This window comes from Atlantibacter sp. (assembly GCF_032062175.1).
Lineage (GTDB): Bacteria > Pseudomonadota > Gammaproteobacteria > Enterobacterales > Enterobacteriaceae > Atlantibacter.
On the sequence record NZ_DAMBQK010000001.1, the window covers coordinates 452647 to 474211 of the forward strand.

The 21565-nt window shown below is 53.0% G+C and carries 23 protein-coding genes and 1 tRNA gene; 11 read left to right on the top strand and 13 right to left on the bottom strand.

The features are described from left to right. The first annotated feature begins 105 nt into the window (after window positions 1-105). On the top strand, window positions 106-561 hold the full coding sequence (gene matP, locus RT120_RS02005; protein WP_312978740.1) for a macrodomain Ter protein MatP: 456 nt from the start codon (window positions 106-108) through the stop codon (window positions 559-561). 96 nt (window positions 562-657) lie between these two features. Here matP and ompA read toward each other — a convergent pair whose 3' ends face one another. Together ompA and sulA are read right to left on the bottom strand one after the other, a co-directional pair. Then, window positions 658-1740, bottom strand: coding sequence for a porin OmpA (ompA, locus tag RT120_RS02010; protein ID WP_312978742.1), 1083 nt, complete (start codon window positions 1738-1740; stop codon window positions 658-660). Window positions 1741-2092: 352 nt separating this feature from the next. Further along, entirely contained in the window at window positions 2093-2602 is a 510-nt protein-coding gene (gene sulA, locus RT120_RS02015; RefSeq protein WP_312978744.1) for an SOS-induced cell division inhibitor SulA, read from the bottom strand. 216 nt (window positions 2603-2818) lie between these two features. On the opposite strand from sulA, the gene RT120_RS02020 reads away from it, so the two are divergent. Continuing rightward, the gene (locus tag RT120_RS02020; protein WP_312978746.1) at window positions 2819-3436 is read left to right on the top strand and encodes a TfoX/Sxy family DNA transformation protein; all 618 of its coding nucleotides are present in this window, start codon (window positions 2819-2821) and stop codon (window positions 3434-3436) included. On the opposite strand, the gene yccS is transcribed toward RT120_RS02020, so the two are convergent. Continuing rightward, window positions 3416-5551, bottom strand: a complete 2136-nt coding sequence (yccS, locus tag RT120_RS02025; protein ID WP_312978748.1) for a YccS family putative transporter — start codon at window positions 5549-5551, stop codon at window positions 3416-3418. The two genes, RT120_RS02020 and yccS, sit on opposite strands and share 21 nt — an antisense overlap. Before the next feature lie 17 nt (window positions 5552-5568). After that, the gene (locus tag RT120_RS02030; protein ID WP_312978750.1) at window positions 5569-6015 is read right to left on the bottom strand and encodes a YccF domain-containing protein; all 447 of its coding nucleotides are present in this window, start codon (window positions 6013-6015) and stop codon (window positions 5569-5571) included. Window positions 6016-6139: 124 nt separating this feature from the next. Between RT120_RS02030 and helD the strand changes: the two genes are divergently transcribed. Then, window positions 6140-8194 carry a DNA helicase IV gene (helD, locus tag RT120_RS02035; RefSeq protein ID WP_312978752.1) on the top strand — a complete coding sequence of 685 codons (2055 nt, stop codon included), beginning with the start codon at window positions 6140-6142 and terminating at the stop codon, window positions 8192-8194. On the opposite strand, the gene mgsA is transcribed toward helD, so the two are convergent. Beyond that, window positions 8195-8653: a methylglyoxal synthase gene (gene mgsA / locus RT120_RS02040; protein WP_312978754.1), complete on the bottom strand. Its 459-nt coding sequence runs from the start codon at window positions 8651-8653 to the stop codon at window positions 8195-8197. It abuts the gene before it with no gap. 92 nt (window positions 8654-8745) lie between these two features. After that, entirely contained in the window at window positions 8746-9408 is a 663-nt protein-coding gene (gene csgI / locus RT120_RS02045; RefSeq protein ID WP_312978756.1) for a curli synthesis inhibitor, read from the bottom strand. Window positions 9409-9583: 175 nt separating this feature from the next. Here csgI and RT120_RS02050 point away from each other — a divergent pair, with 175 nt between their 5' ends. After that, complete coding sequence (locus RT120_RS02050; protein ID WP_312978758.1) at window positions 9584-9997, top strand: CoA-binding protein; 414 nt, start codon at window positions 9584-9586, stop codon at window positions 9995-9997. A gap of 31 nt (window positions 9998-10028) precedes the next feature. Here RT120_RS02050 and hspQ read toward each other — a convergent pair whose 3' ends face one another. Further along, window positions 10029-10346 carry a heat shock protein HspQ gene (hspQ, locus tag RT120_RS02055; protein WP_125291826.1) on the bottom strand — a complete coding sequence of 106 codons (318 nt, stop codon included), beginning with the start codon at window positions 10344-10346 and terminating at the stop codon, window positions 10029-10031. Window positions 10347-10408: 62 nt separating this feature from the next. After that, complete coding sequence (gene rlmI / locus RT120_RS02060; RefSeq protein ID WP_312978761.1) at window positions 10409-11599, bottom strand: 23S rRNA (cytosine(1962)-C(5))-methyltransferase RlmI; 1191 nt, start codon at window positions 11597-11599, stop codon at window positions 10409-10411. A 90-nt stretch (window positions 11600-11689) separates the two neighbouring features. Between rlmI and yccX the strand changes: the two genes are divergently transcribed. Beyond that, window positions 11690-11971 (top strand): acylphosphatase, encoded by a 282-nt coding sequence (gene yccX, locus RT120_RS02065; protein ID WP_312978763.1) that lies wholly within the window; start codon window positions 11690-11692, stop codon window positions 11969-11971. On the opposite strand, the gene tusE is transcribed toward yccX, so the two are convergent. Together tusE and yccA are read right to left on the bottom strand one after the other, a co-directional pair. Then, window positions 11968-12297: a sulfurtransferase TusE gene (gene tusE / locus RT120_RS02070; RefSeq protein ID WP_125291832.1), complete on the bottom strand. Its 330-nt coding sequence runs from the start codon at window positions 12295-12297 to the stop codon at window positions 11968-11970. The genes yccX and tusE overlap by 4 nt on opposite strands. Window positions 12298-12400: 103 nt before the next feature. After that, a complete protein-coding gene (gene yccA, locus RT120_RS02075) occupies window positions 12401-13060 on the bottom strand; it encodes an FtsH protease modulator YccA (RefSeq protein WP_312978765.1) in 660 nt (219 codons plus the stop codon). A 293-nt stretch (window positions 13061-13353) separates the two neighbouring features. Between yccA and RT120_RS02080 the strand changes: the two genes are divergently transcribed. Further along, window positions 13354-13441, top strand: a tRNA-Ser gene (locus RT120_RS02080). Window positions 13442-13479: 38 nt separating this feature from the next. On the opposite strand, the gene RT120_RS02085 is transcribed toward RT120_RS02080, so the two are convergent. Together RT120_RS02085 and RT120_RS02090 are read right to left on the bottom strand one after the other, a co-directional pair. Further along, on the bottom strand, window positions 13480-14109 hold the full coding sequence (locus RT120_RS02085) for an NUDIX hydrolase (RefSeq protein WP_312978767.1): 630 nt from the start codon (window positions 14107-14109) through the stop codon (window positions 13480-13482). Between the two features lie 121 nt (window positions 14110-14230). Then, window positions 14231-15193 (bottom strand): LacI family DNA-binding transcriptional regulator, encoded by a 963-nt coding sequence (locus RT120_RS02090; RefSeq protein ID WP_312978769.1) that lies wholly within the window; start codon window positions 15191-15193, stop codon window positions 14231-14233. Window positions 15194-15484: 291 nt separating this feature from the next. On the opposite strand from RT120_RS02090, the gene RT120_RS02095 reads away from it, so the two are divergent. The 5 genes from RT120_RS02095 (at window position 15485) to RT120_RS02115 (ending at window position 20391) form a co-directional block, all read left to right on the top strand. Then, window positions 15485-15799: a PTS sugar transporter subunit IIB gene (locus RT120_RS02095; RefSeq protein WP_312978771.1), complete on the top strand. Its 315-nt coding sequence runs from the start codon at window positions 15485-15487 to the stop codon at window positions 15797-15799. Between the two features lie 13 nt (window positions 15800-15812). Further along, window positions 15813-17141 (top strand): PTS sugar transporter subunit IIC, encoded by a 1329-nt coding sequence (locus RT120_RS02100; protein ID WP_312978773.1) that lies wholly within the window; start codon window positions 15813-15815, stop codon window positions 17139-17141. A 21-nt stretch (window positions 17142-17162) separates the two neighbouring features. Then, window positions 17163-18551, top strand: coding sequence for a glycoside hydrolase family 1 protein (locus RT120_RS02105; protein ID WP_312978824.1), 1389 nt, complete (start codon window positions 17163-17165; stop codon window positions 18549-18551). Window positions 18552-18556: 5 nt separating this feature from the next. Continuing rightward, complete coding sequence (locus tag RT120_RS02110; protein ID WP_201743255.1) at window positions 18557-18859, top strand: PTS lactose/cellobiose transporter subunit IIA; 303 nt, start codon at window positions 18557-18559, stop codon at window positions 18857-18859. A gap of 152 nt (window positions 18860-19011) precedes the next feature. Further along, window positions 19012-20391 (top strand): carbohydrate porin, encoded by a 1380-nt coding sequence (locus tag RT120_RS02115; protein WP_312978775.1) that lies wholly within the window; start codon window positions 19012-19014, stop codon window positions 20389-20391. A 43-nt stretch (window positions 20392-20434) separates the two neighbouring features. On the opposite strand, the gene RT120_RS02120 is transcribed toward RT120_RS02115, so the two are convergent. Continuing rightward, a complete protein-coding gene (locus RT120_RS02120) occupies window positions 20435-21445 on the bottom strand; it encodes a sensor domain-containing diguanylate cyclase (RefSeq protein ID WP_312978777.1) in 1011 nt (336 codons plus the stop codon). Window positions 21446-21565: the final 120 nt, after the last annotated feature.

Sequence of the window (21565 nt, forward strand, 5' to 3'; positions counted from 1 at the left end):
TGCCCGGGAGAATCAGTCAGAGAGTCACAGGCTACGATTTCAATTCAGCGAAATGGAAAAAAACTGTTATTCTGAAGTGAGTTATACGGTCATCCTGAGATCACAATGAAATACCAACAATTGGAAAATCTCGAAAGCGGCTGGAAATGGAAATATCTGGTGAAGAAGCATCGCGAAGGCGAACTGATCACCCGGTACAGAGAAGCCAGCGCGGCCAAAGAGGCAGTGGACCTCTTACTCAACATGGAAAACGAACCCGTCCAGGTTGCCGACTGGATAGACGCGCATATCAACCCCGAGCTAACTAACCGCATGAAGCAGACGATTCGGGCCCGTCGCAAGCGTCATTTTAATGCGGAGCATCAGCATACCCGCAAAAAGTCTATCGACCTGGAGTATATGGTCTGGCAGCGTCTGGCTGGCCTGGCGCAGCGCAGAGGGATAACCCTCTCTGAAACCATCGTACAGCTTATTGAAGATGCTGAGCGTAAAGAGAAATATGCCAGCCAGATGTCGACGCTGAAGCAGGATATCGAAGCATTGCTGGGTAAAGGGGAGTAAAGCGCTCTTTTTTATCCGAACGCCTTTGTTCATGTTCAGTTAAGAACGACAGGCGAAAAAAAACCCCGCATTGCGGGGTTTTTTCATAACGGTAACTTAAGCCTGCGGCTGAGTTACAACGTCTTTGATACCTTTAACTTCGATTTCTACGCGACGATCCGGTGCCAGGCAGTCGATCAGAGCAGCGCGCGGTTTAACGTTGTCACAGGTGCTGCCAGTAACCGGGTTAGATTCGCCCATGCCACGTGCAGAGATCTTGTCAGCCGGGATACCTTTAGAGATCAGGTAATCAACAACGGACTGAGCACGTTTCTCAGACAGACCCTGGTTGTAAGCGTCAGAACCGATACGGTCAGTGAAGCCCAGAACAACAACGGAACCGTCTTTCGGATCCAGGTTGCTCAACTGGGTGTACATCTGATCCAGAGCCTGCTGGCCTTCCGGTTTCAGAGTTGCTTTGTTGAAGTTGAACAGAACGTCAGACTTCAGAGTGAAGTGTTTGGTCTGTACTTCTGGAGCCGGAGCTGGAGCCGGAGCTACAACCGGTGCCGGAGCATCGTACTGGCCGAAACGGTAAGAAACACCCAGGCTCAGCATGCCGTTGTCAGGACGAGTACCTACAGTACCTGCGTCACCGATGTTGTTAACCCACTGGTATTCCAGACGGGTAGCGATGTCGCGGGTAACAGCCCATTCAACACCACCAGCGAATACTGGGGAAACGCCAGTGTCGTGGTCTTTCAGACGACCACCAGCACCGTTGTCGTATGCTGCTTTAGAGTCAGCACGCCATACCATACCACCCAGACGGGTGTAGATATCCAGATCGTCAGTAACCGGGTAACCCAGTTTAGCGGTCAGTTGAACGCCCTGAGCTTTGAAAGCGCCGTTGTCAGTGTCGCCTTTGTACGGCATACGACCTAACCAGTCGTAACCCATTTCAAAACCAACGTACGGGTTAACCTGGTAACCACCGAAAGCACCTGCGCCCAGCTGGCTTTCGTGAGTCGGACCGTTACCGATGCGGCTGTCATAACCATTACCGTAGAAACCGGTATCGTGGTACTGGGACCAGCCCAGTTTACCACCTGCATACCAGGTGTTATCTTTCGGTGCGGCTTGCGCTACGGTAGCGAAGCCAGCCAGTGCCACTGCAATCGCGATAGCTGTCTTTTTCATTTTTTGCGCCTCGTTATCATCCAAAAGGCCATGAACATCTCTTAAAGAGCTCACGGTTAAATCCTTCACCGGGGTTATAGCTCAACTTGTAACTCTACCGTCTGTACGGTTTATTAATGAGCAACCCTGGCGATGTAAAGTCTACAACGTAGTTGAAAACTTACAAGTGTGAAGTCCGTCAGGCATATGAAAAAAAACGACTTGCGTACATATTTGTTAACATCTTTGCTGCAAATGTAGCCAGCGAAGAGAGGCTATGCGTCGCGGAAGCCGCGTATTCCGCTTAAATTTCACTAATGAACAAAGACCTGTAAATATTAAAAAGTAATACCAGGATTTGTCTTAAATTTACTTAATGATACAAACCAGAATGAATTTTTAGCGCAGAACGCGGTCTCGTACCGTTAACCCCCCCTCGTGAAGGGCGCATGATAAAGCAGATGGCATTACCCATTTCCGCCGCTTCTGAAAGCGCCAGATGTTCTTCATCACTCATCTCGTAAGACAACCAGCCAATGACCACACTGTAATTTCCGGTGCGCAATGCGCGGAGCATGGCATCGACAGTGGTATAGGAATTCGATGGGCTCGCCTGCATCACTTTAGTCAGCGGTAGACCTGAGGCCTGAAGCCAGGAACGGCTCAGCCGCTGATTGGGCGTGAGCCACAGCAGCCAGCGCGATTGCTGACCAAGCTGTTGCAGTAAAGGGAGTAAAACACACTGGGTCATCCAGGGTTGATCTTCCTGGTAAACAATTTCGCTGACCATTCCTTTCATTTCCGGGGCAGTTGAGAATTCCAGATGCTTTTGTGTTGCGCGCATCGTTGTAACTGAGCGATTTGAATGAGCAGTGATGTTCATAATGTGTTCAACTCCAGTGTGTACTGTATGTTTGTACAGTACATCCGGGCAGCATAAAGATCAACCTTATTTTCTGAAAGCACCTCGCAATTCTTTTATCTAAATCTCCACCGCAGAAAATTAATATTGCCGAGATTCGCCAAGTTGAATATGTTCGTTTTACAGGAATCAATAACGGATACATTCCTGTTATCTATTGATAATAAAGGAGTTATAATGAAGTCAACTACCACTGAAACGCTCATGCGTTTAGAGGATTTATTAAAGACCCTGGGCGAAGTGCGTTGTCGTTCCTTGTTTGGCGGATACAGCCTGACGATTGATAAAGCCGCGTTCGGCATGCTGGTTGAAGGTGAGCTTTTTTTGCGGGCTAATGAACAAAGCGCGGGTTACTACACCCAACGTAATTTATCGAAGCTTAAATTTACTCGCCGGGGAAGGGCGGTCTACCTCAATTATTATCAGGTTGACAGTGAACTGTGGAATAACCCCGATTTATTGGTGCAGTTAGCGGCTGACTCCATCAGTTGTGCCAATGAAGACATTGCTCAGCGTCAACAGGAAATGCGCGTTAAGGATTTACCTAATCTCTCTTTGCAGTATGAAATATGGTTGTGGGAAGTTGGTATCAGTGATGTCGATACCCTTAAAGCGTACGGCGCGAAAGAGTGTTGGCTAAGGCTACGCACCATTAAAAAAAATTGTGGCGTTAAAGCGCTCTATGCGCTGGAAGGGGCTATTGTCGGGCTACATGAAGCGGCGCTCCCGGCGGAAACCCGCCGGGAGCTCTATGAGTGGTTTATGCAGCAGCCTTCATCGGTCAGTGAAGGGTGAGACCTGATGCTGCAACTTACTCATTTCCGGTAGTAGTGCTGCAATTAATCCTATCTGTTGCAAGACCAGCGCTTCTTTACTCTCCTGACGAGGCTCGATATCCCGGATTCGCTTCGTCAGCCCGGCTAATGCCCGTTGTACTTTACTTTCATCAGCCGGGAGATGATGCAGCGCATCATCGACATAGCAAACGGCATCATCCAGGATAGCGAGGATTTCGTTATTTACGACTTTTTCGCGATGCGCGCCGAGAGCGGAAATATAGCCGGTTAATGAATGGTTCAGGCACAGCAATCGGAAGGCGGTTTCACGAATTTCAGCGCTGACGTGAGGTTCCGTCGACATATTTGACACTACCGATGCCAGTTCCGCATCGCGGTTATGGGCGTCACGCCGGGCGATACGGTAGGCGAGGCGGTTATCCCGGCCCTGATGATATTGCTCGAGGATCGCATCAAGATAGCGGCAGTTTGCATTGAGCGCCCGCTCAAGTACCTGATCGAGCCGGCGAAAGCGCCAGTCAGGCCAGATAAAACTCACCGCAGCCCAGGCAATGGCGCAACCGATCAGAGTATCGATAACGCGAGGCAGCGCAACTTCAAAACCTTCGCCGAGTAAATTGAAGCACAGCAGTACCAGCAGCGTAATAAACATCGTTGCGTGGGCGTACTGCACGGTACGGAACATAAAGAACAGCACGCCGGTGATCACGATTAATATCAGTTGACCTTCCAGAGAAGGCACGAACCACAGCACCGGAATGCCAATCGCCACGCCAATTAATGTACCGACCACCCTTAACGTCAGGCGATGGCGCGTGGCGTTGTAGTTAGGCTGGCAAACAAACAGACTGGTTAGCAGGATCCAATAGCCGTGCTGCAAGCCGGTAACCTGAATAAACGCATAGCCAGTACACAGCACCACCGACATTCTCACCGCATGGCGGAACAACGCCGATTCCGGCGTAAAGTGGCGGCTGAGGCGCAGCCAGATATCGTTGACGCCGTGCAGGCTGTCATCGGCAAGCTGGTTCTCATCGTTGCGCGGTTCAGCGAGAGCCTGCTCGGATTCAATACTGGCTAACTGGGCATCGACATCGCGCAAGTTATTGATGAGAAAACCAATAGCTTTCTTTTCAGAATCCGACATTTCATCCGCGCGAATGCGCGAAATGGCGGCATCAAGGTGAATAAAGGCGCGTTCAAAGCGCGGATCGTGCTGGTAGGGGGTGCGCAGTAAGATAGAGCGCGCCAGCGCCTGGCACGCCTGCCCTTGCATAGACAGTAGCCGCTGGAAGCGGAACATCACATCGCTGTATCGCAGCTTTTGGCGCAGTTCGTGATACTGAATGTGGGCGGAACTGGCCCGCTCATGAATATCCTGAGCGACAAAATAGTAGTGCAGGGTCCGGCGCGTGCCGCGCTGACCGCGATCGCCGCGCAGGCGGGTTAATAATAATGTCTTGGTCTGGTTAAGCGTGGCGATCACCTGGCTATTGGCCAGCGCCAGCTCCATCATCGGCGCCTGCCGTTCCTCTTCAATATCGGGATCGAACAGGCGCGATTTCATCTCAAGGTACCAGGCGAGCTGTTCGTAGCTGCGGGCCAGACTATCCTGCAATGCCCTGACGGGAAAAATCACATGGCCGATCAGCGTCAGCAGGTTGTACCAGACCGCGCCTGCCAGCAGTAGCAGCGGCTGTTGATACCAGTGCTCGTACAGCGAGACACCCAGCATGGTGTACACCGCAATTAATAACGCGCCAAACGCGATGGTGGCATAGCGCTGCCCAAGGCCGCCAAGCAATATAAAACCGCAGGTGGAAACCGTCAGCCCAACCGCAAACAGCCATGGCCACGGGAACAACAGTTCAACAGAGGCGGACGCGATAAAAAAGCAGACCAGCGTGATGATCAGGTTACGTAGCCGCCCCGCCAGCCGATCGTCGAGATCGGTCAGCGCGGCGGCGACCACCCCCAGGGTCAGCGGAATAGTGAGTTTGACTTCGCCGAGCCACCAGGGAAGCGCCGCGCTGCCACACAGCGCGATAAAGATGCGGAAGTTATACAGCCAGGTGCTGTTCCAGGAATAACGCCTGAGCAGGGGGCTAAACATAACGTTGCCTGTTCCCATTATTGAAAACGGCGTCGGGCATTGGCTTCGCGCGCTGCTTGCGCTATTTCCACCGAAACCACCCTGCGGCCGACCGGCCAAAGCGCAATGGCGGCGATTTTAAAATTCGCGATGCCCACCGGGATCCCGATAATCGACACACACTGCATAATCCCGGCGGCGATATGCATCAGACATAGCCACCAGCCAAACAGCACCAGCCACACAATATTTAGCAACGTGCCGCCGGTATTTAAGATCGCGCTCTTGCTTTGCGGCTCCAGTTCGTCGACATGAACCGCTTCGTTGCCGTACGGCACCAGCGATAACTTCGTGATTTCCCAGCAGGAGCGCGTTAACGGAAGGGTGATGATAAAAACAATACTCAGTACCGTTGCCAGCAGCCACGAAAGGGTGGTAGCGAAGCCGCCAAGGACAAAATTGAGAATATTAAGAACCGTGCGCATAGAACATCTTCCTTTGATTGCTGAGCTAAAACATTAACCTCAGCAATTGTAACGCGTTTTTACTCTGGAGCGGCATATACAGGGCGGTTAAACTTAGCCTACGACGACTAACCGTGGTTACGTGATGGAACTTAAAGCAACTTCAATTGGAAAACGGCTCGCGCAGCATCCTTACGATCGCGTGGAAATCCTTACCGCTGGTGTAAAGGTGTCGGGCGATAGTCATGAATATTTGATCCCCTTTAACCAACTGCTGGCGATGAGCTGTAAACGCGGGATGGTATGGGGTGAGCTGGAATTTGTGGTGCCGAATAACCAGGTGGTGCGTCTTCACGGTACGGAGTGGGCAGAAACCCAGCGTTTTTATCAGCATCTTCTGGGGCTCTGGACGCGCTGGAGCGAGGAGATGAGTGAAATCGCCGCATCGGTGTTGAACGAGCAGTGTCAGCGGATCGCAACGCTGACCCAACGCAATAAATGGCTGAAGCGCCAAGAAATCCAGGGTATCCAGCAATCTATCCGTGCGGCCTTTAGCGCTTTGCCGTTGCCGCTTTCCCGCTTGACGGAGTTTGATAACTGCCGTGAGGCTTATCTTGAATGCAGTAGCTGGCTGACCCATGTTGAAAAACGCCGTCAGCAGGCTAATCAAAAATTCACTGAGCAGATGCTCAGTCAGTACGCTGATTTCTTCGAGCAGATTGAATCGTCCCCACTCAACCCGAGCCAGGCTCGCGCGGTGGTAAACGGCGAAGAGTCGGTGTTAGTGCTTGCAGGGGCCGGTAGCGGCAAAACCTCAGTGCTGGTGGCGCGTGCGGGATGGTTAATGGCGCGCGGCGAAGCGTCAGCCGATCAAATTTTGCTTCTGGCATTTGGACGCAAAGCGGCCCAGGAGATGGATCAGCGTATTCAGGAACGCCTGCATACCGATCAGATCGCCGCCCGAACTTTCCATGCGCTGGCCCTGCACATTATCCAGCAGGGCAGTAAAAAAGCCGCGCAAATCAGTAAACTGGAAAGTGATACCGATGCGCGTCACACATTATTGATTACAGCATGGCGTGAGCAGTGCCAGCAGAAAAAGGCCCAGGCGAAAGGCTGGCGGCAATGGCTGACCGAAGAGCTTGAGTGGGAAATTGATGAAGGCAACTACTGGCAGAGTGACAAACTCGCTCGCCGTCTTGCGCCACGCCTGGAAAGGTGGCTCGGGATTATCCGTACCCACGGCGGTTCCCAGGCGGAGATGATTGCCAGCGTGCCGGAGGAGATGCGCGATCTGTTTCAGAAACGCGTCAGGCTGATGGCCCCGCTGGTCAAAGCCTGGAAAAGTGCCCTGAAAGCCGAAAGCGCGGTAGACTTTTCCGGGTTGATCCATCAGGCCGTTAACGTGCTGGATAATGGGCGCTTCGTCAGCCCGTGGAAGCATATTCTGGTGGATGAGTTTCAGGATATTTCCCCACAGCGCGCTGCGCTACTGGCGGCGCTGCGGCGGCAAAACTCCCATACTGCGCTGTATGCCGTGGGTGATGACTGGCAGGCGATTTACCGCTTCAGCGGCGCGGAGTTACTGCTGACAACTTCTTTTACCCATCATTTTGGCGAAGGGGATCAATGCGCGCTGGACACCACCTATCGGTTTAACGGTCGCATAGGCTACATCGCCAATACTTTTGTGCAGCAAAACCCACATCAACTGGACAAGCCGCTGAACAGTTTGACGGCCGGAGATAAAAAAGCGGTCACGCTGCTGCCTGACGAACAGCTTGAGGCGCTGCTGGATAAACTCAGCGGGTACGCCGGGCACGATGAACGCATTCTGGTGCTGGCCCGATACCATCATTTGCGCCCGGCGACGCTGGAAAAAGCGAATACCCGCTGGCCGAAACTGAATATCGATTTTATGACTATTCACGCCAGCAAGGGCCAGCAGGCGGACTACGTGATTATCGTGGGATTGCAGGATGGCAAAGAGGGTTTTCCGGCACCGGCGCGGGAATCTGTTATTGAGCAGGGATTGTTGCCGCAGCCTGAAGATTTCCCGGATGCCGAAGAGCGGCGGTTGCTCTATGTGGCGCTAACGCGCGCGCGGCATCGGGTTTGGCTGTTGTACAACAAACCGAACCCTTCCCGTTTTGTGCCGATCCTGGAAGCGCTCGGTGTGCCGTTAGCGAAAAAGCCGTAACTACTTAAGGCGCTCGGCCAGATAACGTGGGTAATCAGGGATAAGAATATCGACGTTATCATTAAAGTGCGGTGACTGGATAATGAAGTCGGCGGTGGAAATATTGGTCGCGACGGGAATATTCCATACCGTGGCAAGGCGCAGCAGCGCTTTTACATCAGGATCGTGCGGAACGGCGTTAAGCGGATCCCACAGAAAAATCAGCACGTCGATTTTGCCTTCCGATATCAGCGCGCCGACCTGCTGGTCGCCGCCCATCGGGCCGCTCAGCATGGCTTTGACGTCCAGGCCACTGGCGCGCTGAATCAGGTTGCCCGTGGTGCCAGTAGCATAAAGCACATGTTGCGACAGCAACGTTTGATGGCGTTCGGTCCATTTCAACAGCATTTCTTTGCAGTGATCGTGGGCGACCAACGCGATATGTTTTTGTGCGCCCAGGGTACGGGTAGTCAGTTCCATAGCAGTATCCATGAAAATAAGATTGGATACAGCTTACCGGAAGTGATTGATGCCGCAAGCGAAGCGATTAAAAAAACCGAAGTTGATGCGGGTCAGGAGGAAGGTTGCTGCTTAACCCATTCCAGAAAGCGGGTGCGGGTATCATTGTCGGCCTGTAAATACCAGTGTTTAAGCCGTTGCTCCGTCAGGGTTTGCGAATGGGCTACCGGCCTGTCCAGTTCCGATGGGCCAGAGAGCAGGGCGCTGTCATCAGCCATCAGGGTAACAAATTCCGGGGCTGAGGCTTTATTGTTGGCCTTGTTATAGCGCTCGGTATCCCATTCGTAATCAATTCCTTTCGGATTATTGGTGACCGCCAGTACATCGAGCCTTGCCGGTATGGGCGTGGCGCTGCCGTCAAGCAACTGTACGCGCGGTGTGGCATCGAACTGTTCGCTCTCTTTTTCGGTTTCAATACGTGGTAGCGAGATATTAACCTGTGTCACGTTGCGGGTGTCGAAGGTCATGATAAGCGGAGGAGAAATATACAGCCTTCGGTCCCGGCTGGCGGTGACCAAATTTTTTTCTACCCGAAAAACCAGTTGGTGAGGCCCGTTATCCAGTTCAATGCTATCCGCGCCGCGCAAAAAAGAGCCGGAAACTTTTTTACCATCAAGAACCAGTAAGTCGATATCCCCGGAAAGATGTAGCGTGGTAGCCGCTGCCGTTACCGGTATCAGGGCCACCAGCAAGGCGGCGGCGAATAAGCCTTTCATTAATGTCTCCCGACTCCCGGCATCACAGCCTGAGAATGTATCAAAATTTTGCACGAATAATATTTATTAACATATATCCAGATTTATCTGTTTTGCTCTCATGCATCCGTATGGGAATGATGGTGAGACATTAAGGTTTGGCTTACACTGAGAAACCATTGCTGGAGGGTCGACTATGAATGAATCTGAAATTGCTGGCATTCTGAAGACAACGCGCACCATCGCTCTTGTGGGTGCCAGTGACAAGCCGGAGCGGCCAAGCTATCGCGTCATGGCCTATCTGTTGAACCAGGGGTATCACGTGATTCCCGTCTCGCCGAAGGTCGCCGGTAAATCATTGCTGGGGCAAAAAGGCTACGGCTCGCTGAGTGAAATCCCGGAAAAAGTCGATATGGTAGACGTGTTTCGTAACTCAGAGGCGGCGTGGGGCGTCGCGCAGGAGGCTATCGCCATCGGCGCGAAAACGCTGTGGTTGCAACTGGGCGTGATTAATGAACAGGCGGCGGTGCTGGCGCGCGATGCGGGAATGAAAGTGGTGATGGATCGTTGCCCGGCCATTGAAATCCCTCGGCTGGGCCTGGCCAAATAAAACGATAAACCCCGCAGCGCGGGGTTTATTTTTAGTTGTTTAAGCGCGGTGCCTGAAGCTGTTTACGGATGGTCTGCGCCAGTTCATCCATCGATGGCTGCTCAGGATGTTCATCCTGTAGCTCTCCGCTCAACTGGGCTTCGGCCAGATAGGTGTGTACCGGCTGGCCGTCGTCATCTTCCATAACCACATGATACCAGGGGGCGGCGCGCAATTCTGCGTTTACCGCCAGCTCGTCTGCGTCAGGTTCATCCAGCGCGTACTCAGGATCGATATCGACCACCACGCCCAGATAACCCAGCAATGAGTGGCGGACCTGTTGGCCAATACCGAATTTGCTGGCAATCATCGTCACCTCCCGGGGAAACTTAACTCTGCATCAGATATGCGGGCGATTTCCCATTTTTCAAGTTACATGATGCGGCAGGCAAATCCTTTCAAATAAAGCCCTTCCGGGTAGCTCGCTATCACCGGGTGATCGGCTGCCTGACGGAACTGCTCTATAAATTGTACATCACGCCCGGCATCTACAGCGGCATCGGCGATGATTTTCTGAAATAAATCGCTGGCCATCAGACCCGAACAAGAAAATGTCAGCAACACACCGCCCGGATTAAGTAACTGGATCGCCAGCATATTGATATCTTTATAGCCCCGGCAGGCACCCATCAACTGGTTTTTGTTTTCCACAAACTTTGGCGGGTCCATCACGATGACGTCGAATTTTTCGCCCTGGTCGCGATATTTACGCAACAGCTTGAACACGTCATCACGGACAAAATCAGCCTTGCTGAGATCCAGCCCGTTCAACTCAACGTTTTGTTTTGCCACGTCCAGCGCGTCCTGCGAAGTATCCACGCTGATCACCTGCTGGCATCCGCCAATCAGTGCGGAAACTGCAAACCCGCCGGTGTAGGAGAAGCAGTTAAGCACGCGCTTATCCTTCACATAGCCGCGGGTCGCGAAGCGGCTGTCACGCTGGTCAAGGTAGTAACCCGTCTTGTGGCCGCCTTTGATATCCACCAGTAGCTTCATGCCATGTTCTTCAATCGGCAACAGGTCCGGGGGCAATTCGCCGCTTACCGGGCCTTGTGTCAGCTCCATCCCTTCTTTTTTACGCACCGCGACATCGGAACGATCGTAAATCGCGCATTCAGGATAAAGCATGTGCAGCGCGCTAAGCAGGGCAGGACGCTGATACTCCGCGCCTGCCGACAACAGTTGCAGTACCAGGAAGTTACCAAAGCGGTCAATGGTCACGCCCGGCAGCCCGTCCGACTCACCGGCGATGATGCGGTAGCTGTCGAGTCCGTCGCGTGCGGCCAGCCAGCTACGCCACTGCTGCGCCTGTTGTAGACGTTTAGTGAAAAATTCAATATCGATGGATTCATCACGATCGAATGTCCAGACGCGGGCGCGGATCTGCGATGCGGGAGAATACGCGCCGCGCGCCAGCCACTTACCCTGGTGATCGACGATATCAATGGTTTCACCCAGGCTGGCTTTCCCTTCCAGGCGCGCAACGGCACCAGAAAATACCCACGGATGACGGCGCAATAACGATTTTTCGCGCCCTTTGGCTAACACTAAACGTACACTCATAATTTGCTATGCTGATGTCAGAGAAAATGGGCGCCATTTTCCCGAGTTCAGCGGGGAAATGCAACGCGCCAGGCATAAAGGAGCACAGTAATGTCAAATGTATGCGTTATCGCCTGGGTGCACGGCATGGTTCAGGGCGTGGGGTTTCGTTACAGTACCCAGCATGAAGCCAACCGGCTTGGGCTTACCGGCTATGCCCGTAATTTAAACGACGGCAGCGTGGAAGTGGTAGCCTGCGGCGAGAATGACAAAGTAGAACAGCTACTGGCCTGGCTGAAAGCGGGCGGGCCGCGCAGCGCCCGGGTGGACAAAGTGCTTCATGAGCCTCATCGCCCCGAGCGCGAATGGACAAACTTCGGTATTCGCCATTAAAGGCATTTTACCGGCTTCGGCAGTCCCGCGATTTTGGTGGCTTGTTTAGCCGGGCCTTTCGGGAACAGGCGGAAAAGATAGCGGCTGTTGCCTTTCTCCTCGCCATACGCTTTCGCCATCGCCTTTACCAGCATACGGATGGCCGGTGACGTATTAAATTCCAGATAAAACTCGCGTACGAAGCGCACCACTTCCCAGTGTTCGGGCGTGAGTGCAATGCCTTCCTGTTCGGCAATCACTTCCGCCAGTCCTTCGCTCCAGGCGCTGGAATCTTTCAGATAACCGTCGTTATCGGTTTCAAATTGTTTATCGTTAAAGGTCAACATCATGATCTTACCACCGTGAAACGGGGTCGCAGTGTAACAAATATCGGGCGCTGAAAAAAACAAAGCCCCGCACAATGGCGGGGCTCGATAGTGGACTGGCTGGTTAATCGCGGCTTGCGAAGCCCAGGATGCTCAGCAGGCTGACAAAGATGTTATACAGCGACACGTAAAGGCTTACGGTAGCGCGTATATAGTTAGTTTCGCCGCCGTGAATGATATTGCTGGTCTCATACAGGATTGCGCCAGACGAGATCAGAATAAACACGGCACTGATTGCCAGGTGCAGGGCAGGCAGTTGCAGGAAGATGTTTGCCACCATGCCAACCAACACGATTACGATACCCGCCATCAGCATACCGCCCAGGAAGGACATGTCTTTGCGGGTCGTCAGTACGTAGGCAGAGCAGCAGAAGAACACTAATGCCGTACCGCCCAGGGCCATGCCGATAACATCACCCATACCGGCAGACAGGTAAGCATTCAAAATTGGGCCAAGGATATAACCCAGAAAACCGGTGAACGCGAACGCAGAGAAAATACCTGCCGGAGAGTTCGCGGTTTTATAGGTCAGGAACATCAGGCCGTACATACCTACCAACGTCAGGATAATCCCCGGCGACGGCAGGCCCAGCACAGTACTGGCGGTTGCGGTGATAGCCGAAAACGCCAGCGTCAGGCTCAACAGGAAATAGGTATTACGCAGCACTTTATGCGTGCTAAGCAGCGAATTCATATCGCGTGAGGAATAAACTATGCGATCCATGAGTTGTTCTCTCATTACAGGTGATAGCGTCAGAGAATAGTGCGCCATAAGGAAGCGGGAAAGCCCTTTTACCCATCTTTACGCTGATTTATCAAGCGAAAACAATCAGTAGCCGTCAATGAACGCCAGGCAAAGTTGATGAGAGGGGGTGACCTCAGTAAGCATTTTCCTGCTGTCTTTCTGCGCATTATGCCGATATTTCAGGCGATTAATCGCAATTTGCTTGTTTTTACGGCAATCGAACCGTTCCGGGCTTTACAGAACGAAAGGGGATGTTTATAGTTCGCCTCATTGGAAGTGTGGCCGAGCGGTTGAAGGCACCGGTCTTGAAAACCGGCGACTCGAAAGGGTCCCAGAGTTCGAATCTCTGCGCTTCCGCCATATTAGTGAAGGAAAGACGGCCCCTTTTGCTTTTTGGTTCAATCAAACCATGCGGGTTTGTCACAGACGGCAATATCGACGCTCGTCACGATCTCTTCCTCCACGATCCGCGTCAGGGAGAGCGGGGGCAGATGGTTGATGTCAAAGAAGCCAACATCCAGCGATTCATGGCTAATTTTCAGTTCGCCACCCAACTCTTCGCACAAAAAAATCATTTTGTAGACGTGCCAGGGGTAAGGAGGATGGCCGTGCAGATTCCTGTCCCATATCCCGAGTAATTTCGTGACCTTTATGTCCAGCCCAGTTTCCTCCAGCACTTCACGACGTATCGCCGTTGAGGGGCTGTCACCCACATCCACCCAGCCTCCCGGTAGACTCCACAAACCGTCATCCGCTTCCTGCACCATCAATAATTTGCCCTGGCGCAGAACAATGGCGCGGACGTCCGATTTTGGCGTGGCATAACCCTCATCGGAGATATGCATTCTGGCAAACGTTTCGGGGCGCAAATCAAAACCCGCCGCTAACATGTCGTAAGCGATTTGCCTGAGAGTTTCATAACGTTCTCTGTCGAACACGCCGGGGGAATAGGTCAGTCCGGATTGAGCAATCGCCTGGATGCGCTGGGCGATAAGGTTGATATCTTCGTTGCTGAGTTTGTTGGGCACTTTCGTCGACCTTTTTGAAAACAGGCCCTTAACTTACTCCGGTTATCCTTTATCAACGACTAAAATAATAAAAAACCCCGGTCATCGCCGGGGTTGGTCAGGGCCACGCCTACCTCGAAAGCTATCGGCTAACTTTGCGACGCACATCAGGAATAAACAAATCACCCCGCATCAACTGCGTGCCCAACATATCCTGGGTTTTTTCCGTCAGCCAGTTAACAATGCGCACCGCCATAGCTTCAATCGGGTATTCAATAGCAGGAATGACCGGCACGCCGGGTAATTGCAACGATCCGCCGAGGCTGAACACCATAATGTCCTCCGGCACTGACTTATTAAACGCCTGCAACTGGGGAATTATGTGCTGCGCTTCATGCTCATCCGCGACCATCAGGGCGTTAAAATTGAGCGTGGCGGCGTTGTTCAGCAATTCCTGCAACGCCACGGAAGAGGAGGCTGCTTCCAGAAACACCAGATTACGGTTAAACGGCAGGAAGTTTTTCTCCAGCGCATGCTTGTAGCCCAGCAGCACTTGATCGGCAAAGCCGCTGCCTTTCGGCTGGATCATGGCGATTTGCCGCCGGCCCTGACTTATCAGGTAATTACAGGCGGTTTCCGCCGCGAATGCATGGTCGAACTGGATGCTGTTGACGTTTTCCGCCTCCATACAGTCGACCAGGACCACATTGTCCTGGTCGATATCCAGCGGGAAACGCGCGCCGATAATCAAAATATCATCACAAAGCCCGCAGTTCAGTTCTTCCAGCGCGTGCAGCACTGCGCTTTTGGAGTTGGCAAACCGCAGCAGCAAATGTTTTTGATGCTGGCTGAGATGTTTTTCCAGCACGTACAGGTAGCTGGTGGTCTGGTTGATATTTTCGTGTGCGCAAATCACGCCAATACAGCCTGTAGACTGGCTTAATAAAGATTGCGCAATGACATTTGGCCGATAATTCAGTTCGTCCACGGCTTTTAGCACCGCCAGGCGGCTGGCTTCCTTGACCCCGCGCGAACCACTCAACACCCGTGACACTGTGGCCTTCGACACCCCAGCTAAACGTGATACATCGTTGATTGTTGACATCTTTTTCCCCTGACAGGCGCAAGTGCAGCCTGGAAATCCTGATAAAACCTGTAGCGCAAATAATCACCATCCGCAGTATAGCCGTTTCCGTTTTTGATGGAAACCGATTTTCCATTTGGACGCCATTGATCCCTTTTACACACTAAAACTGTGACGACGGGCTAAAGAAAGTGCTTGTTATTGGGTTTATTTTGATAGCAATCACACTTCTGGTTATTTGAAATGGAAACCGGTTTCCGTGTGATGTCCAATCAGTCCTGAAATAACTATTAACATGTTGAGGTGATCGGGATGTACAGGATTATGTTGTGTTGTTCTGCAGGGATGTCCACCAGTTTGCTGGTGCGGAAAATGGAAGAAGTAGCGCAGGAGAGGGGTCTTGCCGTTGAGATCAACGCCTTTGGCGTTTCCGAATTTGATACACAGTTTCCAAACTATCAGGTCGTGCTGATCGGGCCGCAGGTTAAATATATGTTAGGCACCCTGGCAGCAAAAGCGGCACCTCACAGCATTCCGGTCCAGCCTATTGATATGATGGATTATGGTATGCAGCGCGGTGATAAAGTTCTCGACTACGCACTGTCGCTGATCGAAGCGGCGCACTAATACAGGGGTTCCCATGAGTTCACTCTACCAGTCAATGATTGCGGTCATTGAACAATCCATCACCCCGCTGGCCGGGCGTCTGGGGCAGCAAAAATACGTTATTGCTATCCGTGACGGTTTTACCGCGGCGCTGCCGTTTATGATCATCGGTTCCTTTATGCTGGTGTTTATTTTCCCGCCGTTCTCAGCGGATACCACCAACAGTTTTGCCCGCGGTTGGCTGGATTTCTCCCAGACCTATCGCGAACAGCTGATGCTGCCATTCAACCTCAGCATGGGCGTGATGACGTTTTTTATCTCGGTAGGTATCGGGGCCAGTCTGGGGCGGCAGTTTAACCTCGATCCGGTGATGTCCGGCCTGCTGGCGTTTATGGCGTTCTTGCTGGTGGCGGCACCCTATGCGGAGGGTAAAATCTCCACCCAGTACCTGTCAGGGCAGGGGATTTTCACCGCGCTGATCACCTCTATTTACTCCACCCGCGTTTACGCCTGGCTGAAGCAGAACAACATCACCATTCGCCTGCCGAAAGAAGTGCCGACTGGCGTGGCGCGTTCGTTTGAAATCCTGATCCCGGTGGTGGTAGTGATTGGCACCCTGCATCCGTTGAACCTGTTTGTGGAAGCACAAACCGGCATGATTATCCCACAGGCGATTATGCATCTGCTGGAGCCGCTGGTTTCCGCATCGGATTCCCTGCCGGCAATCCTGCTGTCGGTACTGCTTTGCCAAATCTTCTGGTTTGCCGGCATTCACGGTTCGCTGATTGTCACCGGCATCATGAACCCGTTCTGGATGGCCAACCTGTCGGCCAACCAGGCGGCGCTGGCGGCGGGCACTGCGCTGCCGCACGTTTACCTGCAAGGCTTCTGGGACCACTACCTGCTGATCGGCGGCGTGGGCTCGACGTTACCGCTGGCCTTCTTGCTGCTGCGTAGCCGCGTAGCGCATCTGCGCACCATCGGCAAAATGGGCGTGGTGCCGAGCTTCTTTAACATTAACGAACCTATCCTGTTTGGCGCGCCAATCATCATGAACCCGATGCTGTTTATCCCGTTCGTCTGCGTGCCGTTGGTCAACGCCGTGCTGGCCTATACCGCGACCCGTCTGGACTGGCTGCCGCAGGTCGTGTCTCTGACGCCGTGGACCACCCCTGCGCCTATCGGTGCGTCATGGGCGGCGAACTGGGCGTTTAGCCCGGTGGTGATGTGCCTGATCTGTATGGTGATGTCGGCGCTGATTTACCTGCCTTTCCTGCGCGCTTATGAGCGTTCATTGATGAAAACTGAAGAGCAGAAAGCGCAGAGCGCCGCGCCGATGGCTGAACCAGCCAACAGCAACTGATATCTGGAGCGAGTAATGACCATGAAATATACCTTTCCTGAGAATTTCTGGTGGGGCAGCGCGAGTTCCGCGCTGCAAACCGAAGGGGAAAGCCAGGGTAAAGGCAAAGGGCAAACCACCTGGGATTACTGGTTCGCTACCCAGCCGTGGCGCTTCCATAACGGCGTCGGCCCGGATGAGACGTCAACGTTTTACCGCAACTGGCGTGAAGATATCGCCCTGCTGAAAACGTTGAACCACAACAGTTACCGCACCTCGATTAGCTGGTCGCGCCTGATCCCGGACGGAACCGGGGAGGTGAACCCGCAGGCGGTTGACTTCTATAACCAGGTCATCGACGCGCTGATTGAACAGGGCATTACCCCGTTTATCACGCTGTTCCACTTTGATATGCCGATGGCGATGCAGGAAAAGGGCGGCTGGGAAAACCGCGAGGTTATCGACGCTTATACCCGCTATGCGCAAATCTGTTTCGATTTGTTTGGCGACCGTGTGCTGCACTGGTTTACCTTCAACGAGCCGATTGTGCCGGTGGAAGGCGGTTATCTGTATGATTTCCACTATCCCAACGTGGTGGATTTCAAACGTGCGGCAACCGTGGCGCTGCATACCGTGCTGGCCCACGCTTCAGCGGTGAAGGCGTACCGTGCAGGCAGTTATGCCGGGGAAATCGGCATCGTGCTGAATTTAACCCCGTCGTATCCGCGCTCGCAAAACCCGGCGGATGTGAAAGCCGCTGACTATGCGGATCTGTTCTTCAACCGCAGTTTTCTCGACCCGGTGTTGCGCGGCGACTATCCCGTCGAACTGGTGGCGGTGCTCAATGAATACGATCAACTGCCGGTTTGCCAGCCGGGGGATAAGGAACTGATTCGCGAAGGCGTCATTGACTTGCTGGGCGTGAATTATTATCAGCCGCGCCGGGTGAAATGCCGCGACAGCGCGATTAATAAAGACGCGCCGTTTATGCCGGAGTGGTTATTTGATTATTACGAAATGCCCGGCAGAAAAATGAATCCCTATCGCGGTTGGGAAATCTATGAGCCGGGTATTTACGATATTCTGACGAACCTGCGCGTTAATTACGGTAATCCGCGCTGTTTTATTTCTGAAAACGGCATGGGCGTGGAAAACGAGCAGCGCTTTATTGATGGCGGGAAAATTAACGACCAGTATCGCATTGATTTTGTCGCGGGCCATTTACAGTGGCTGCATAAAGGGATCGCCGAAGGCAGCCGTTGCCTGGGCTACCACATGTGGACGTTTATTGATAACTGGTCCTGGTGCAATGCCTATAAAAACCGTTACGGTTTTATTCAACTCGACCTGGAAACGCAACAGCGCACGATTAAACGCAGCGGAGAGTGGTTCGCCGCCGTTTCCGCCCACAATGGCTTTGATAAGGAGTAATAGTGATGGTGGTATTAGAAGAAGCGGTCATGGAGATTATCGTCAATGCCGGCCAGTCCCGCAGCCTGTGCTTTGAGGCGCTGCACGCCGCCCGGCAGGGCAATTTTGACGAAGCGAAAAGCCTGCTGCGCGAAGCGGACGGCTATTCCCGCCAGGCGCACCGTATGCAGACCAAACTGATTGAACAGGACGCCGGTGAAGCCAAACAGCCGATGACGTTAATTATGGTCCACGCCCAGGACCATTTAATGAATTCCTTATTAGCTCGTGAACTGTGTGAAGAAATACTGCATCTGTATCAGCGTTAATTTCCGTTTTAAATATTACCCGGAGTGTAAGTGACGAGAATATTTTAACCGTTCTGTACCCTTAAATAATAAATGACTTGTTTTGGTGATAGCGATTAATTATCTCTGCCAGAACAGGGACTGTTATTACTAAAAATTACATAGAGAATATTATGAATAACATTAAAAAACTTCCATTAACGATGGCGGTTCTCGCCGCGCTTTGCCCAATTTCTGCTCTGGCCCAGGAATTCACCCAGGAGCAAATTGACGCTATCGTGGCTAAAGCGGTGGATAAAGCTCTGGCCGAACGGCAGGCAAAAATTGACGAAGCGGTAAATAATAAGGCGGATGTGATTACCGAGCCGCAAACTGCAGCGCAGTCTCCGGATATGGCGATTCCGTTTGGCGTTAAATTTAGCGGCTACGCCCGTTACGGTGCCCATTTCCAGACCGGCGACCAGAAATACGTCGCGGTGGATGGCTCTTATAACGGCGCGTCGGCGATTGGTCGTTTAGGTAACGAAGGCAACGGCGGCGAATTCCAGCTCTCTAAAGCTTTCAAAAGCGATAACGGCGCTATCTGGGACGTTAACGTGATGATTGACCACTGGGGCGATGAAGTGAACCTGAAAAAGGCCTATGCCGGGGTGACCAATCTGTTTGCCTCGAATCCTGGCGCTTACCTGTGGGCCGGTCGTGACTTCCACCAGCGTCCGCAACAGGGCATCAACGACTACTTCTGGATGAACCACGACGGGCAGGGCGCCGGGATCAAAAACTTTGATATCGGCGGCGTCCAGTTCGATCTCGCCACCGTGGCTGCGGTGGAATCCTGTAGCCCGGAAGTGATGGATGACGAAGCCAACCCGTCGCGCATCACGTGTACCGGCGGCTCCGGCACCGGCGACAAGGGCAACTATGCGGTGACCTCGAAAGTTCACGGCATGAAAATTGGGCCGTTGGATCTCGAACTTTACGGTAACTACGGCTTCGACTCGAAAGCCGTTGACGACGACCAGCGCATGAACGCCTGGCAGGGCGGCGTAGTGTTGAGTCACACCAACGACAGCGGCGTAAATAAAGTTATCGCCCGCTACTCTGATAACTCCGACAACAGCGTGTACAACAAAACCGAGGACCTGACCACGGTGTATGCCAGCTTCGAGGGGCTTCATCGATTCACCCAGCAGGCGCAAATCGAATACCTGCTGGCATTCCACGATTACGACAACAGCAAAAACGGCAACGACAACCGCCGCAACTACGGCGCGATTGTCCGTCCGATGTATTTCTGGAACGACGTTCACTCCACCTGGCTGGAAGCAGGTTATCAGCGGGTTGATTACGACAAAGGCGGCGATAACAACGGCTGGAAAGTCACCCTGTCGCAGAACGTGTCTATCGCCATGGGGCCGGAGTTCCGCCCGATGCTGCGCTTCTACGTGACCGGCGGGGAAGTGGACAACGAGCGCACCGCGCGCGTCAACGGGACTGACGATCAGCAGTTAGATTCGTTCAACGTCGGCGCAATGTGGGAAGCGTGGTTCTGATGAGCGATGCCGCCGTGGTCTTCACGGCGGCTTTATTGCGGTATTAATGCTGTTTGCGGGCGTTCTTATCCAGATACATATTGGCATCGGCTTTACGCAGCGCGCTGTCCGGATCTTCCTCTGCCGGTTGCGCGACGTAAATCCCGATGCTGGCGCCCCCATAGTTCAGCTCCACATCCCTCAGGATGTATTTGCCTTCCAGTAGACTATTGAGGCGCGCCTTCAGCGCGGAGGCGATTTTTTCCTGCGCTTCATCTGTCTGGCCGCCAAGTTCGGCCACCAAAAACTCATCGCCGCCCAGCCGCCCGATAATGTCGTCCCGGGTCACGCCTGCCGATAAACGGTCACTCACCTGCAACAGAAACAGATCGCCGGTTTCATGACCGTGCAGATCGTTAATCTCTTTGAAGTCATCCAGATCGATAAACGCCATGATCACCGTACGCTCCATATGGCGGGCGATGGAAAACAGCGCGTCAAGATTTTTAAAAATAGCGCGGCGATTGGGCAGGCCGGTCAGCGCATCGGTATAGGAATGGGCAATCAGCGCGGCGTTGGCTTCGCGCAACTGTTCCAGCAGCGAATCTTTTTGAACGTACTGGGCGATCAGCCCGGCGAACAGACGCAGCACATATTCGGCGCGCACCGAGAGTTCTTTTTTATCGGTGCTGGCGGCGCACAGCGTTCCGTAGAGCGTGCCGTCATCCAGTTGGACCGGGGTGCTGACGTAGGTGGTAATGCCCAACGCTTTTGCCGCTTCACTGTCGCCCCACTGCGAGGCGACATCATTTGTGTACATACAGCCTTCATCCATGGCGCGTTTGCATAAGGTATCACCCCACGGGACGGAGAGCCCTTCAGGGATATTCATCTCTTTGCTGTTGCGCGAAAACAGGATGAGCTGCTTGCCTTGCTCCGCTTCGACTTTGGTGAGGTAAGTCGAATCCATCTCGGTCACGATTTCCAGCGTCTCAAGCAGTTTTCTGACCAGCCCCTCAAGGGAGTTTTCAGAGGCCAGGGTTTCTGAAATCCGTGACAGAATAAAATCAGACATCGCTAACGTACGCTCCAGAATAAAGTGAACCGAGAATTCTAGCCGTACGCACCCGACGGCACGTCACATCATATCAACAAATCATCAGTTTTCGGACTATCCCGGCGAACAACATATATC